Source organism: Paracoccus shandongensis (assembly GCF_017315735.1).
In the GTDB taxonomy this organism is placed as follows: Bacteria; Pseudomonadota; Alphaproteobacteria; order Rhodobacterales; family Rhodobacteraceae; genus Paracoccus; species Paracoccus shandongensis.
Window position 1 is genome coordinate 486,862 of record NZ_JAFLRK010000001.1, and the last position, 13,771, is coordinate 500,632.

Below are 13,771 nucleotides of genomic sequence, written 5' to 3' on the forward strand. Positions count from 1 at the left end.
TCTCTCCTCATCGCGATGATCGGGGATGCCGCCTTTTTTGGCCGCCCCATCCTTCGGACCGCCGCAGCGGCCGAAACCCATAGGGTGCGTGCTCGCACGCACCGCTGTTCTCAAACCCATGGGGTGGGGTTCCACCCCGCCACTCACCCCCGCAAGGCTTCCGCCGCCGCCTGGAACAGCGCCGCCACCTCGCGCAGGTCATCCGCCTCCTTGCGGCCCACCTTGGCCTCGGGCAGCATCGGGAAGGTGACCAGCGACACCTCCCACAGCTCGACCTCGGCCAGCACGCGGCGGCCTTGGCTGTCCCGTTCCGCCCGGATCGTGCGATAGCCGATGGACAGCCCGTCGATGGCCCCGGCCTGGATCAGCGCGGCGGCCTCGCGCGCCTGCGCCACCTCGGGCAAAAGGCGGCCCTTGACCCACAAGCCCTTCTCGTCCTCGCGGATCTCGTCCCAGACGCCGATGGGCTTTGCCGGATCGTGCTGCCACAGCATCCGCACCTTGTCGCCCTTGGCCGCCAGCCGCGCCAGCGACGCGGCGAAGGCCCCGGGCGCCACCGCATCGCCCCCCTGGTCGGTCAGGCCGAACAGGCTGGCATAGCCCTCGATCACCTGCCCGTCCGACAGCACAGGCGCCCCGCCCGCGAATTTCACCTCAAGTCCCGGAACCATCCGTCAGCCTCCTTTCGGCGCGAATTCCAAAATGCCCTGCACCGCCTGCGTCAGGATCACCGCGACCACGCCATAGACGGTCATCCACAGCCGCCGCTCCAGCCCCTCGATCAGCGCCTCGATCCGCTCCAGCCGCTTTTCCATGCCGCCGAATTGCAGCGCCATGATGCGTTCCTGAGCCTCGAACCGCTGGTCGTGCCAGCCGAAGCTGTCCTTGACGAAACGCGACCCCTCCATGGGATCACGCCCCGGCCAGCGGCGGCAGGCCCAGCAGCGCCCGCTTTTCCGCATCCGTCAGGAACAGCGCCTCGCCGACGCGCTTCCATTGCTGGTCCCGCTCCTCGGCCAGGGCGGGGATGCGGTCGGGATCGGGGCGCAGTTCGATCTCGGCGCCCAGATGCTCGGACAGCCACCAGGCGACGGATGCCGCGACCCGCGTCGCCAAGGGCAGCACCGTCAGGCGATAGAACGCCCGATGCGCCTCGGCATAGTTCGCATAGGTCGCATCCCCCGGGATCCCCAGCAGCATCGGCGGCACGCCAAAGGCCAGTGCGATCTCGCGCGCCGCCGCCATCTTTGTCTCATGGAACTCCATGTCGCTGGGCGAGAACCCCATCGGCTTCCAGTCGAGCCCCCCCTCCAGCAGCATCGGACGCCCCGCATTGCGCGCGCCCTGGTGGTTCATCTCGATCTCGCCCACCAGCCGGTCATATTGCTCGGGCGACAGAACCCCCTGCCCGTCCACGCCCTTGTAGACGATGGCCCCCGAAGGCCGCGCCGCATTGTCCAGCAGCGCCTTAGACCAGGCCGAGGCGCTGTTGTGGACATCCAGCGCCACCGCCGCCGCCTGCATGGGCGACAACCCGTAATGGTCGTCCTGCGGGTGGAAGGACTTGACGTGGCAGATCGGATCGGGACTGCCCGTCATGTCGAACCGATGCTTGCGCCCGCCCACCGCATAGTCATAGGCCACCGGCCAGCCGTCCGCCCCCGGAACGATGCTCATCCGGTCGGACCGCAGGACGTGCAGCTCCTCGGGCAAGCCCTGCGCGCCCAGGCCCGCCGCCTCGACATAGCCGTTCCCCGACAGCAGCATCTGCCCGAACAGCGCCTCGAACAGTTCCGCCCGCCCCTGCCCCGGATTGGGCCGCCGCAGCAGATCCAGAACCGGATGCACCTCGTAACGCCGGTCGCGATCCTCGCAGACCAGAGGCACCGCCGCCGCCGCCTCGGCGATCAGCTTGACGCAGCGAAAGCCCACCGGGTTGCCCACGAACCCGCCCCGCGTCAGGCTGGCCGTATCCCGAGACGACCAGACCGCGCGCCCCGCGCCGCTGGCCAGCGCCACGACCCGGCCCGTGGCACTGGCCTTCCTTTCCGGCGGGGGGCCCTGCTTCTCCTCCCGCGTAAACAACCGAAACGCCATCTCTCGCCTCCATGCCAACGAAAAAGGGCCGCCAAGCGGCAGCCCTTTCATCTTGGTCCAAATATCCTGGGGGTCCGGGGGTGAAACCCCCGGTTACAACCGCCGCATCTGCGGCCGCCGCCAGCTTGCCCCCGGCTCGATCACCAGCTCGTGGATCGCCCAGACCAGCGCATCCAGCCGGTCGGGCGACCCGCGCCCCTCGAAGCCGCGCACCGTCATCTGGCACATCTGGTCCTCCAGCGCGCCCAGGCCCCGCAGGTGCTTGACCCGCCCCTGCTCATACAGCGCCGCCACGGGTTCCGCCCGCAGCCCCTTGCCCCGGCCCGCCCGCAATGCTCGGAACGGCACCAGAGGGTCCACCTGCCGGATCACGCTTTCGACCAGATCGCCGCCCTGGTTCACCTCGGCCACCAGCCGCTCGGCCCCATGCCGGTCCATCGCGGCAATCGCGGCCCGCGCCCAGTCCAGCGGCCCGCCCTTGATCGTGGCGTCCTCCAGCACATAGGCCCGCCAGTCGCCCGGCTCGCCCTCGGCCACCACACCGGCCACGATGATCCCGCATTCGTCGCTGGCCTTGCCCGCCGTCACCGCCGGATCGACCGCCACGACAACGCGCGACAGCTTCGGCGTCCGGTCCACCCTTGCGCCTTCCAGCATCGCCGTGGTCCACAACGCGCCTTCCACATCGTCCAGCAGCACGCCGTCCAGTTCCTGCCGCCCCAGCCGCGTGCCGCCGTAACGCGACGCCACCTCGGCCAGAAAGCTTTCCGCCAGGTAGGCGCGGTTCGCATCCGTCGGCGCATGGGTCGTGACCGTGGACGCATTCCCCAGGATCCGCTTCAGCACCCCCACATTGCGCGGCGTGGTCGTGACCACCTGCTGCGGATGCTCGCCCAGGCGCAGCGCGAATTGCAGCATGTCCCAGACATCCTCGGATTTCTTCCACTTGGCCAGTTCGTCCGCCCAGGCCGCGTCGAATTGCGGCCCGCGCAGGGCCTCCGGCTCATGCGCGGAATAAACCGTGGCCGTCGCGCCATTGGCCCAGACCAGCCGCCTGCGCCCGGCTTCCCAGACGGGCCGCCGGTCGGGCGGCGAACAGGCCAGGATGCCGCTTTCGCCGAACACCATCACCTCGCGCACCTGGTCGAAGGTTTCGCCCACCAGCGCCACGCGGTGACAGCGCCCGGGTGCGGCGGCGCTCGGCCCCTCGACCATCCGCCGCACCCATTCGGACCCGGCGCGGGTCTTCCCCGCGCCCCGCCCGCCCATGATCACCCAGGTCTTCCAGTCGCCCTCGGGTGGCAACTGATGCGGCAGGGCCCAGAACTCGAACAGCCAAGGCAGCGCCATCAGCGCGTTTTCCGACAGCCCGCCCAGGAATGCGTCAACCTCCTCCGGCGCGGCGGAGGCAAGCCAGGCGGCGCCCGATTTCATCTCGTGCCGCGTCAAGGTCGAGGCTGCCGCCCCCGACCACCCCGGCGATGTCCTTGCGTAACTTGTCAACCCTGTTCCTTTCCGCCATCAGAAGACCGACCGCCTCGCGGACGACCTTCGCGGTTTGCATGGCTTCCTTCAGCTCGGCGGGATCGACGGCCCCGCTCTGCCGGGCCTCCAACGCGGCCTCGTGACGCTTGAGATCCTTGACATAGGACCAGAACAACCCTTCGGCGACCGCGATGGCCTCGCTGGGGTCCATCGCCGCCTCCGCACTCGCAACCGGCTTCACGCCCGCCCGGGCCGGGGTGTCCCCGGCCACGAACGGTCCTTCGGGATCAGTGACCCCGCGCCATTCCATATCGTTCATGCAAACTGTCCCGCCTCGTGTCCTGTCCGCACGAGCCGAAAACTGAAAAAGCGGCCCTGGGGGTCTCCCCTCGGCCGCTTGCCCACTTTTCCCAGCATGGATAGGTTCTACCCCAGGGCGTTCGGTAAGTCAATCGCTAAACCGGGGCGCGCACGGTCCAGGGACTATTATCCTTCAGTAACAAAGACTTACCTTGCGCAACACCCCATGCAACACCCCCGATCACCCGTTGCAGAACCGGCTGCGAAACAGCCCGGCCGCAGGCTAGGGGATTCGCCTCACACGTCCTTCGTGCCCTTGCCCTGACCCTTGGCCTCGGTCGCGGCGGCGATGGCATTGGCGGCCTCGTCCTGCATCTTCTGCGCGAATCCCACCATCTGCGCGGCGTAAGCCTCGGCCCATTCGGGGAAATGCCCCGATTTCATGGCCTGGGCGCGCATCTCCTCGCCCTTCTCGCGCATCTTCTGGAACTGGTCCTCCCAGGCGGTCTGCATGACCTGCCACTGGTTGCGGACGTTTTCGCCCGCTTCCTCGAAATAGCCGCGGATCTGGCGGTTCATCTCGTCCTGGCGCTGCATGGCGGTTTCTTGCCACTTGCGCGCGCTGGCCAGCATCTCGTCGTTGCGGCTGGTCATCTGGTCCTGCCATTCGGTCACGCGCTGCTCGTAAAGGCGGGCGTTGTCGGCAAGGGTCGAAAACATGTCGGACAATTTCATGGCATATCCTCCTGAAAGGCTAAGGCCCGGCGCGGTTCACGCCATGACAAAGCCCGCCCCTTGCCCGTCAGCCTGCGCAAGGGAACGGGCTTTGTCAAACCCCTTGAACGGCTTGGCCGCCTAACCGTCGCCCTGGACGGGGCTGGTCGGATCGCCGCCCTGCTGCCGCTCGATCTCGCGCCAGCGCGCCACGGCGGCATTGTGTTCCTGAAGCGTGCGGGAAAACGCGTGCCCGCCGCTGCCGTCCGCCACGAAGAACAAATAGTCCGTCGTGTCGGGGTTCAGCGCCGCCCGGATCGCCGCGCGCCCCGGATTGGCGATGGGCGTCGGCGGCAGCCCCTCGATCCGATAGGTGTTATAGGGCGTGGGCGCCGCCAGTTCCGACCGGCGCAGCCCGCGCTCCAGAACCCCCTCGCCCTTGGTGATGCCATAGATCACCGTCGGATCCGTTTCCAGCCGCATCCCCTGTTCCAGCCGGTTGACGAAGACGCTGGCGACCTGAGGCCGCTCCTCCGGCACCCCCGTCTCCTTCTCGACGATGGACGCCATGATCAGCGCCTCCTCGGGCGTGTCATAGGGCAGGCCGAACGGCCGCGCTTCCCATTCGGCGGCCAGGATCGCCGCCTGCTTCTGCGCCATCTCGGCCAGCAACGCGGTGCGGCTGCCGCCCTTCTCGACCTCATAGGTGTCGGGGGCCAGGCTGCCTTCGGCCGGGATGTCCTCGACCTCGCCCGTCAGGAAGGATGCCGCCTTCAGCGCCTCGACCACCTGCCAGCTTGTCACGCCCTCGGCCATGGCGATGCGCAGCCGCGCGCCGGGCTTGTCCACGGCCGCCGTGATCGCCTCCGGCACCGTCTCGGTCGCGGGGTTGTATCGCGCCATCTCCTCGAAGGCCCCGGTTTCGGGGTTCATGTCGCGCAGCAGGACGGTGTTTTCCCGCACGCCCACGCGCACCAGAACCTCGGTCCCGCAGGTGGACGGTCCGCCCGCCGTGATCACATCGACGATCTGCGCCATGCTGGCGTGCGGCGGCACCAGATAGCTGCCGAACTTCAGATCGCGGGCCTTGTCCAGGTAATCCGTCCCCGCCCGAAAGACATAGGAATTGCTGATCGCGCCCTGTTCCACCAACTGCTGGCTGACCGCGTTCAGGCTGGCGCCGGGCGCCACCTGCACGCATTGCGCCACCGCGCTCGGCCCCGGTCCGCTGAACTGGTGCCTGCCCCAGGCCACCGCCGCCGCCGCCGCGATCAACATGACGATCAGCAGCGTCAGGAAATTGGACGCGATGTTGCGCCAAATCATTCCCGGACCGCCCCCAGGACCAGGCTGGCATTGGTCCCGCCAAAGCCGAAGCTGTTGGACAGCACCACATCCACCTTGCGCCGCACGGCGGCATTGGCCGCCAGATCCAGCTTGGGTTCAACCGCCGGATTGTCCAGGTTGATCGTCGGCGGGCAGATCTGGTCGCGGATCGCCAGCACGCAGAAGATCGCCTCGACCGCGCCCGCGGCCCCCAGCAGATGCCCGATGCTCGACTTGGTGGACGACATCACCACGTTCGGCGCATGATCGCCCAGCAACCGTTCGACCGCGCCCAGCTCGATGGTGTCGGCCATGGTGCTGGTGCCATGCGCGTTGATATAGTCGATGGCCGAAGGCTCCAGCCCCGCATTCTTCAGCGCATTCCGCATCGCCCGGAACCCGCCATCGCCATCCTCGCTTGGCGCGGTGATGTGATAGGCGTCGCCCGACAGCCCGTATCCCAGCACCTCGGCATAGATCTTCGCGCCCCGCGCCTTGGCGTGCTCGTATTCCTCCAGCACCAGGCAGCCCGCCCCCTCGCCCATGACAAAGCCGTCGCGGTCCACGTCATAAGGGCGGCTGGCCGCCTGCGGATCGTTGTCGCGCTTGGTGGACAGCGCCTTGCAGGCGTTGAAACCCGCGATGCCGATCTCGCTGATGGGGCTTTCCGCGCCCCCCGCGACCATCACGTCTGCATCGCCCAGCATGATCAGCCGCGCCGCATCGCCAATGGCGTGCGCCCCGGTGGAACAGGCCGTGACGACCGCATGGTTCGGCCCCTTGAAGCCAAACCGGATCGAGACCTGCCCCGACACCAGGTTGATCAGCGCACCGGGGATGAAGAACGGAGACACCCGCTTCGGCCCGCGCTCCTTGATCAGCACCGCCGTCTCGGCAATCGAGGTCAGCCCCCCGATCCCCGACCCGATCATCACCCCGGTCCGCTCGCGATCTTCCTCGGTCGCAGGCTCCCAGCCGGAATCCTTCACCGCCTGCTCGGCCGCAGCCATGCCATACAGGATGAAGTCATCGACCTTGCGCCGGTCCTTCGGCTCCATCCAGTCGTCGGGGTTGAAGCTGCCGTCGCTGCCGTCGCCGAACGGGATCTCGCAGGCGTATTTCGTCACCACGTCCTTGGGATCGAAGCGCGTGATCCGCCCCGCGCCCGACTGCCCGGCCAGCAGCCGCTCCCACGTCGCCTCGACGCCGCAGGCCAGCGGCGTGACCATGCCCAACCCGGTGACAACAACCCTGCGCATCCGCGAAGTCCTTCAAGCTGCAAATTCGTTCCGGCCCTGATACACGCGCCAGCAGAACCGCGCAACGCTCCGCCCTTCAACCGGCGACTCTCTGCATTGGACCTTAAATATCCCGGGGGTCCGGGGGCTGGCCCCCGGCCTTCGGGGGACGCAATCAGACCAACCCTTCCGCGCGGAAATCCGCCCGCAAATCCCGCTCGGGCCTCGGCCCCACATGGCCGATCACCTCGGCTGCCGCGATGCAGCCCATCCGCCCCGCCACCGCCAGCGGCAGGCCCAGGGCCAGCCCATAGATCAGCCCCGCCGCAAATTGGTCCCCTGCCCCGGTCGCATCCACCGGCACGATGCGGTGAACCGGCGCCGTCACCCGCTCGCCCTCGCGGATCAGGATCGCGTCCTCGCCCGACCGCGTGCAGATCACCGTCCCGCAATCGGCGCTGGCCAGCCGCAAGGCCTCCTCCAGATCCTCGACCTGATACAGCGACTGCCATTCGTGGACATTGCCAATCACGTAATCCATCGGCCCGGCCACCAGCCGCCGGAAATCCGCGCGGTGGCGGTCCACGCAGAACGGATCGGACAGCGCGATCCCCGCCTGCCCGCCCGCGTCGTGGCAGGACTTCGCGGCCTTCAGGAAAGCCTCCTTCCCCTTGGGCTTGTCGAACAGGTATCCTTCGAGGAACAGCCAGCCAGCCCCCTGGAAAACCGACGGATTCACATCGTCCGGCCCCAGCTCGGCGGAAATCCCCAGATAGGTGTTCATCGACCGCTCGCCATCCGGCGTGACCAGGATGATGCTGCGAGAGGTCGGCAACTGCTCCCCCGCGACCGGAGGGTTCACGAAGACCGTCCCCGCCGCCTCGGTCTGCTCGGCATAGGACAGGCCCAGCGGATCGTCCGCCACCCGCCCGATGAAGGCAGTGCGCAGCCCCAGCATCCCGATCCCGGCCAGGGTGTTGGCCACCGACCCCCCCGGCACCAGCCGCGACCGCGCGCGACCATCCGCCTGCGCGGCCATCAGGTATTCCGACCGTTCCCGCTCGATCAGCTGCATGATGCCCTTCTGCACCCCAAGCGCCGCCAGCCGCTCCTCCTCGACCGGAGAAATCACGTCCATCACCGCATTGCCGATGCCGATCACATAGGGGGTGGTCATGCGGTCTTCTCCTCGAATGGGCACAGGTCGTAGATGGGGCAGACCGCGCAGCGCGGGCGGCGGGCCTGGCAGATGTATCGGCCGTGCAGGATCAGCCAGTGATGGGCGTTGTCCTGGAACCGGGCGGGCACGTTGTCCTCGATGGCGCGCTCGACCTCGTCCACGTCGCGGCCCGGCGCGATGCGGGTGCGGTTGCCGACGCGGAAGATATGCGTATCGACCGCCTGCGCGGGATGGCCAAAGGCCGTGTTCAGCACCACATTGGCCGTCTTGCGCCCCACGCCGGGCAGCGTCATCAGCGCCGCGCGGCTGTCGGGCACCTCGCCGCCGAACTCCTCGACCAGAATGCGCGACAGGGCGATCACATTCTTCGCCTTCTGGCGGAACAGCCCGATGGTCTTGACATGCTCGGTCACGCCCTCAAGCCCCAGGTCCAGCATCTTCCGGGGCGTGTCGGCCACCGCGAACAGGCCCCGGGTGGCCTTGTTCACGCCCACGTCGGTCGCCTGCGCCGACAAGGCGACGGCCACCACCAACGTGAAGGGATTGGTCCATTCCAGTTCCGTCACGGGCGCAGGGTTCGCGCTTGCCAGGCGCGAAAAGATCGCGACCTGCTGGGCAAAGGGCAAGGGCTGCGGCGGGCGTCGGGACTGGACCATGGCCCCGTGCTTTTGACCGCCCGCGCCCGCCATTGCAAGCCCAGGGCGGCTGTCCCATAGTAAGCGCCATGTTTCCACAGAAGGGGGCCTTCGGCCCGGAAAGGACAATCCATGATCCTTCGCATTTCCACCATCCTTGCCGCCACGGGCCTTGTGGCGCTTGGCGCCTGCGCGCCCACCCCGGGCATGGACGGCATGGGCACGGGCACCGGCATGAGCCGCACCCAGCAGGGCGCCCTGGCAGGCGCCGCCGTCGGTGCGGTCCTTGCAGGTACGCGTGACAGCGACAAGAACAACCAGGGCAAGGACGCCGCGCGCGGTGCGATCATCGGCGGCATCGCCGGGGCCGTTGCGGGCAACATCCTGGACCGCCAGGCGCAGGCCCTGCAACAGTCGGTCAGCAGCAACGTCCAGGTGGTCAACCGCGGCGACCATCTCCAGGTGGTCCTGCCCGAAGGCATCCTGTTCGCCACGGGTTCGGCGGCGGTCACCGGCCAGGCGCAAAGCGATCTTTACGCCGTGGCGCGCAACCTCAACCAGTATCCGAACAGCCGCGTGCAGGTCGTGGGCCATACCGACAACACCGGCTCGCAGGCCTTCAACATGGACCTGTCGCAGCGCCGCGCCCAGTCGGTGGCCAGCATCCTGACCGCTGCGGGCGTGGCGCCCGCCCGCCTGGTCGCCACCGGCCAGGGCATGAACCAGCCCGTCGCCTCGAACGACACGGCGCAGGGCCGCGCCCAGAACCGCCGGGTCGAGATCCTGATCTTCCCGACGCGCTGATCGTGCCCATCGCGCAAAGCAAAACCCCCGGTCCTTCGACCGGGGGTTTTTCGTGATCACTGTTTGCGTGATTTCAGTTCAACCGGCGCGCCACGTCTTCGATGGCGTCGTCGATCCCGGCGGACCGCTGACCGGCCCCCACCTGCTGCGCCAGCAGGGCGGACGCCGCAGCCACCGCCGCCTGCACGGCCCGGTCGCGCACTGCGCGCACGGCGTCGCTTTCGGCGCTGGCGATCTGGTCCTCGGCCGCTTTCAGGCGACGCTCGATCGAGGTCTTGAGGTCGGCCTTGGCCTTGGCGGCCTGCGCCTCGGCCTCGCGCCGGGCATTGGCGACGATCTGCTCGGCCTGGCCCGCCACCTCGCGCTGGCGGCGTTCAAAGCTGGCATAGATCTCCTGCGCGTCCTCGCGCAGGCGCTTGGCCTCGTCCAGGTCGCGGCGGATGCCATGGGCGCGCTGGTCCAGAAGCGCGCCGATCCGGGAGGGCACCTTGAAATACATCAGGATGCCCACGAAGACCAGGAAGGCGATCAGGACGATGAAGTTCGTGTTCCGCAACGAGAAGAACGGACCCGTCGCGGCGAATGCCGGGCTGGCGGTCAGGCCTGCGGCAAGAACGGCAAGCTTTTTCATTGCAGGGCTCCCTTCATGCGGCTGTCCACCGCCTGGTCCACCGCGCCCTGATCGACCACGCCGCCAAAGGCGCGGACCAGTTCGGCGGTGACATCGCGGGCAACCTCGCGGGCGTCGTTGTCGGCGGAATCGCGGATTTGCCGGATGCGCCCTTCGGATTCTGCGGTGCGCGCGGCGATCTCGGCATCGGCATGGGCGATGGCGGCGTCCAGTTCCTTCTGGATGTCCGCGCGGTTCGCCGCGACGATCTTGCCCGCTTCAGTGCGCGCGTCGGCCAGCGCCTTGTCATAGGCGGCCTCGGCCTCTTTCGCCTTCAGCTTGAATTCCTCGGCAGCCATCAGGTCGCCGGTGATGGCGCCCTGGCGGTCCGACAGGACGGCGCCGATGCGCGGCAGCGCGACCTTGGCGACGATCCAGTAAAGAACGACCATGGCGACGACCAGCCAGAAGATCTGGTTCCCGAACGAGGTCAGGTCCAGCTGCGGCAGGCCCGTGGCCGTCTCGGTCTCGCCATGCGCGACAGAGCTTGCCACGCTTTCGGTATGTTCGGCCGCGGTCGTGGCGGCCTCTTGCAACAGGCTGATCATGTCCAAACCCCTGGCCTTGAAAGTCACGAAGGGGCGGGGCAAAACCCCACCCCGCCGCAAGGATGGCGCAGGATCAGACCGCGAACATCAGCAGAAGCGCGACCAGGAACGAGAAGATCCCCAGGGCTTCGGCAAAGGCCATGCCGATGAACAGCGTGGCGGTCTGGCCGGCGGCGGCCGACGGGTTGCGGAGCGCGCCCGACAGGAAGTTGCCGGCCACGTTGCCCACACCGATGGCGGCCCCGCCCATGCCGATGGCGGTCAGGCCGACGCCGATGTACTGGCCCAGTTCTCCGATATTGCCTTCCATGATGATGCTCCTTGCGGTTGGAAGTGGCGAATTCAGGGTGAAGGGCGGCGCGGATCGCGCACCGCCGGGGATGCTGCGCGCCGCTTAGTGCGACGGGTGCAGCGCGTCCTTGAGGTAAACGCAGGTCAGGATGGTGAACACATAGGCCTGGATGAAGGCCACAAGGATTTCAAAGGCATACATGCCCACGACCGCGAGGATCGAGACTGGGGTCACCAGCGCGCCCAGGCCGGGATTGATCAGGATCAGCGCCGCAAAGCCCGCGAAGACCTTGATCACGGCGTGACCGGCGATCATGTTGCCCGCAAGTCGGATGGACAGGCTGAGCGGCCGCACGAAATAGCTGATCACCTCGATCACGGCCAGCACCGGGCGGATCGCCAGCGGGGCCGAGCGGACCCAGAACAGGTCCAGGAAATGCGCGCCGTTCTTGACGAAGCCGATGACCGTCACCGTCAGGAACACCGCCAGCGCCAGAAAGCCCGTCACCGCGATATGCGAGGTCACCGTGAAGGCCATGGGCAGCAGGCCCAGGAAGTTCGCGAACAGCACGAACATGAACAGCGTCATGATATAGGGAAAGTATTTCAGCCCGTCCTTGCCCGCGATGTCGCCCACCATCTTGTGGATCATGCCATAGGACATCTCGGCCATGGACTGGCTGCGGCTCGGGACGATGGCGCGGCCGCGCGTGCCCAGCACCAGCAGGGCCAGCGTCGCCAGCACGATGGCGAACAGCCACAGCGTCACGTTGGAGGGCGTGTACCAGTGGACATCGCCGTCGCCGAACAGCGGGCGCACGATGAACTGGTCCATCGGGTGGAAAGACAGGCCGGTTGCCTCGCCATGCGCTTCTGTCGCCACGATCAGTCCCTCTTGTCGGTGCCCGGCGCCTTGCCGGAAGTGCTGCCAAGTTCGGCCGCCGTGCGCATCATCACCTTGATGCCGGCCACGAAGCCGAAAAGTATGAACAGGATCAGCATGACCGGCAGGGTGCCGAACAGCCAATCCAACCCGTATCCGACCCCGGCGCCCAGCATGATGCCCGCGACGATCTCGGTGACCATGCGCCAGGCGACATGCGCCTTGTCATAGCCCGCCATCGGCCCGTCGGCCTCCGGCTTTTCGGAAAGCCTGGACAGCCGGTCCTCCAGTTCGCGCAACCGGGCTGCATCGGCATCCCTGTCGTCGTTCCGGGGCCCTTCGGCCATCTGTCACGCCCCCGTCATCAGTTGCCGGGCTGTCTAGGGTGGAACGCGCCCCGAGTCAAGCAACTGAGGATCTGGTCCAAGCCATTGACGGCTATGGATTTCTTTCGATCCACTCTCCTGTCTGCCCGCTTGCAATTTCCTGTCCGCCCCGACATCATTCAACCGCAAAGTTGACCATCCCGGCCATTTCGCGCCATGAAGCACCGATGAACACCCCCTCGCCCGACCGGCTGGACCTGATCTTCGCGGCCCTGGCCGACCCCACGCGGCGGCGCGTGCTGTCCATGCTGCTGGAGGACGACATGGCCGTCAGCGACGTGGCCGCGCCCTTCGCCATGAGCCTTGCGGCCATTTCCAAGCACCTCGCGGTGCTTGCGGCGGCGGGGCTGATCCGGCAGGAACGCCGGGGCCGGATCACCTGGTGCAAGCTGGACCCCGACGGGATGCGCGCGGCCTCGGTCTGGATGGGGGGCTTCGGGCAGTTCGATCCCGTGGACCTGGACGATTTCGAACGTTTCCTGGAAGCCGAGATGCAAAGCTGGACCCGCGAATGACCGAACGCCCCGACATCCTGTGCATCGGCGCGATGCTGTGGGACGTGATCGGCCGCGCGCCCCGCCGCATGGCCCCGGGCGCCGACGTGCCGGGCCGCATCCGCCACATCCCCGGCGGGGTGGCGCTGAACGTCGCCGTGGCGCTCGCCCGCTGGGGGTTGCGCCCGGCGGTCCTGTCCGCCGTGGGCCGCGACCCGGAAGGCGCGGCCCTGGTGGCCGAGGCCGAACGGATGGGCGTCATCACCGCGCACCTGGCCCGCGACACCGGCCTGCCCACCGACACCTATATGGGCATCGAGGACAGCGAGGGCCTGATCGCCGCCATCGCCGATGTCCACAGCCTTGAGGACGCGGGCACCGCGATCCTGGCGCCCCTGGACGACGCCCTGGCCGACTGGTCCGCCCCCGTGGTGCTGGACGGCAACCTGACCGAAGACCTGCTGGACGCCATCGCCCGCGACCCGCGCCTGGCCCGCGCCGACCTGCGCGTGGTTCCTGCCAGCCCCGGCAAGGCCGAGCGGCTGGAGCCCCTGATCGCCGCCCGCCGCGGCTGCTTCTACCTCAACCGCCTGGAGGCCGAGATCCTCGCGGGCCGGGCCTGTCCCGATGCCGCAACGGCGGCGCAGGCCGTGGTGGCGCGCGGCGCGGCCCGCGTGCTTGTGACCGACGGCCCCCGCCCCGCCGCCGAGGCCATGGCGG

At 68.1% G+C, this 13,771-nt stretch carries 18 protein-coding genes; 3 read left to right on the forward strand and 15 right to left on the reverse strand.

Translation table 11 applies throughout. The features are described 5' to 3' along the window. Positions 1–143 precede the first annotated feature (143 nt). From JX613_RS02350 to nth, 10 genes are all read right to left on the reverse strand, one after another. Positions 144–671 carry an HK97 family phage prohead protease gene (locus tag JX613_RS02350; protein ID WP_207099818.1) on the reverse strand — a complete coding sequence of 176 codons (528 nt, stop codon included), beginning with the start codon at positions 669–671 and terminating at the stop codon, positions 144–146. A gap of 3 nt (positions 672–674) precedes the next feature. Further along, positions 675–908 carry a GTA head formation protein, RCAP_rcc01685 family gene (locus JX613_RS02355; protein ID WP_207099819.1) on the reverse strand — a complete coding sequence of 78 codons (234 nt, stop codon included), beginning with the start codon at positions 906–908 and terminating at the stop codon, positions 675–677. A gap of 4 nt (positions 909–912) precedes the next feature. Beyond that, complete coding sequence (locus JX613_RS02360) at positions 913–2,097, reverse strand: phage portal protein (protein ID WP_207099820.1); 1,185 nt, start codon at positions 2,095–2,097, stop codon at positions 913–915. 93 nt (positions 2,098–2,190) lie between these two features. Further along, on the reverse strand, positions 2,191–3,531 hold the full coding sequence (locus tag JX613_RS02365) for a DNA-packaging protein (protein ID WP_207099821.1): 1,341 nt from the start codon (positions 3,529–3,531) through the stop codon (positions 2,191–2,193). Further along, on the reverse strand, positions 3,482–3,901 hold the full coding sequence (locus JX613_RS02370) for a permease (RefSeq protein ID WP_237168273.1): 420 nt from the start codon (positions 3,899–3,901) through the stop codon (positions 3,482–3,484). The genes JX613_RS02365 and JX613_RS02370 overlap by 50 nt, the downstream gene beginning before the upstream one ends. A 278-nt stretch (positions 3,902–4,179) precedes the next feature. After that, positions 4,180–4,617, reverse strand: coding sequence for a hypothetical protein (locus tag JX613_RS02375; RefSeq protein ID WP_207099822.1), 438 nt, complete (start codon positions 4,615–4,617; stop codon positions 4,180–4,182). 120 nt (positions 4,618–4,737) lie between these two features. Continuing rightward, the gene (mltG, locus tag JX613_RS02380; RefSeq protein ID WP_207099823.1) at positions 4,738–5,922 is read right to left on the reverse strand and encodes an endolytic transglycosylase MltG; all 1,185 of its coding nucleotides are present in this window, start codon (positions 5,920–5,922) and stop codon (positions 4,738–4,740) included. Beyond that, positions 5,919–7,181: a beta-ketoacyl-ACP synthase II gene (gene fabF, locus JX613_RS02385; RefSeq protein WP_207099824.1), complete on the reverse strand. Its 1,263-nt coding sequence runs from the start codon at positions 7,179–7,181 to the stop codon at positions 5,919–5,921. The genes mltG and fabF overlap by 4 nt, the downstream gene beginning before the upstream one ends. A gap of 154 nt (positions 7,182–7,335) precedes the next feature. Then, complete coding sequence (locus JX613_RS02390) at positions 7,336–8,337, reverse strand: adenosine kinase (RefSeq protein ID WP_207099825.1); 1,002 nt, start codon at positions 8,335–8,337, stop codon at positions 7,336–7,338. Beyond that, a complete protein-coding gene (gene nth, locus JX613_RS02395) occupies positions 8,334–8,996 on the reverse strand; it encodes an endonuclease III (protein WP_207099826.1) in 663 nt (220 codons plus the stop codon). Before nth ends, JX613_RS02390 begins: the two co-directional genes overlap by 4 nt. Positions 8,997–9,107: 111 nt before the next feature. Between nth and JX613_RS02400 the strand changes: the two genes are divergently transcribed. Then, positions 9,108–9,779, forward strand: a complete 672-nt coding sequence (locus JX613_RS02400) for a YiaD family glycine zipper/OmpA-like lipoprotein (RefSeq protein WP_207099827.1) — start codon at positions 9,108–9,110, stop codon at positions 9,777–9,779. Between the two features lie 73 nt (positions 9,780–9,852). Here JX613_RS02400 and JX613_RS02405 read toward each other — a convergent pair whose 3' ends face one another. From JX613_RS02405 to JX613_RS02425, 5 genes are all read right to left on the reverse strand, one after another. Continuing rightward, a complete protein-coding gene (locus tag JX613_RS02405) occupies positions 9,853–10,410 on the reverse strand; it encodes a F0F1 ATP synthase subunit B (protein ID WP_207099828.1) in 558 nt (185 codons plus the stop codon). Then, a complete protein-coding gene (locus tag JX613_RS02410; protein ID WP_207099829.1) occupies positions 10,407–10,997 on the reverse strand; it encodes a F0F1 ATP synthase subunit B' in 591 nt (196 codons plus the stop codon). Before JX613_RS02410 ends, JX613_RS02405 begins: the two co-directional genes overlap by 4 nt. A gap of 73 nt (positions 10,998–11,070) precedes the next feature. Further along, on the reverse strand, positions 11,071–11,307 hold the full coding sequence (locus JX613_RS02415; RefSeq protein WP_089343169.1) for a F0F1 ATP synthase subunit C: 237 nt from the start codon (positions 11,305–11,307) through the stop codon (positions 11,071–11,073). Positions 11,308–11,391: 84 nt separating this feature from the next. After that, positions 11,392–12,171 (reverse strand): F0F1 ATP synthase subunit A, encoded by a 780-nt coding sequence (locus JX613_RS02420; RefSeq protein WP_336512255.1) that lies wholly within the window; start codon positions 12,169–12,171, stop codon positions 11,392–11,394. A 2-nt stretch (positions 12,172–12,173) separates the two neighbouring features. Then, complete coding sequence (locus JX613_RS02425; protein ID WP_207099830.1) at positions 12,174–12,518, reverse strand: AtpZ/AtpI family protein; 345 nt, start codon at positions 12,516–12,518, stop codon at positions 12,174–12,176. Positions 12,519–12,724: 206 nt separating this feature from the next. Between JX613_RS02425 and JX613_RS02430 the strand changes: the two genes are divergently transcribed. Together JX613_RS02430 and JX613_RS02435 are read left to right on the forward strand one after the other, a co-directional pair. Then, positions 12,725–13,072, forward strand: a complete 348-nt coding sequence (locus JX613_RS02430) for an ArsR/SmtB family transcription factor (protein WP_207099831.1) — start codon at positions 12,725–12,727, stop codon at positions 13,070–13,072. Continuing rightward, a partial coding sequence (locus JX613_RS02435) for a PfkB family carbohydrate kinase (protein WP_207099832.1) occupies positions 13,069–13,771 on the forward strand: 703 nt, incomplete at its 3' end. The genes JX613_RS02430 and JX613_RS02435, both read left to right, overlap by 4 nt.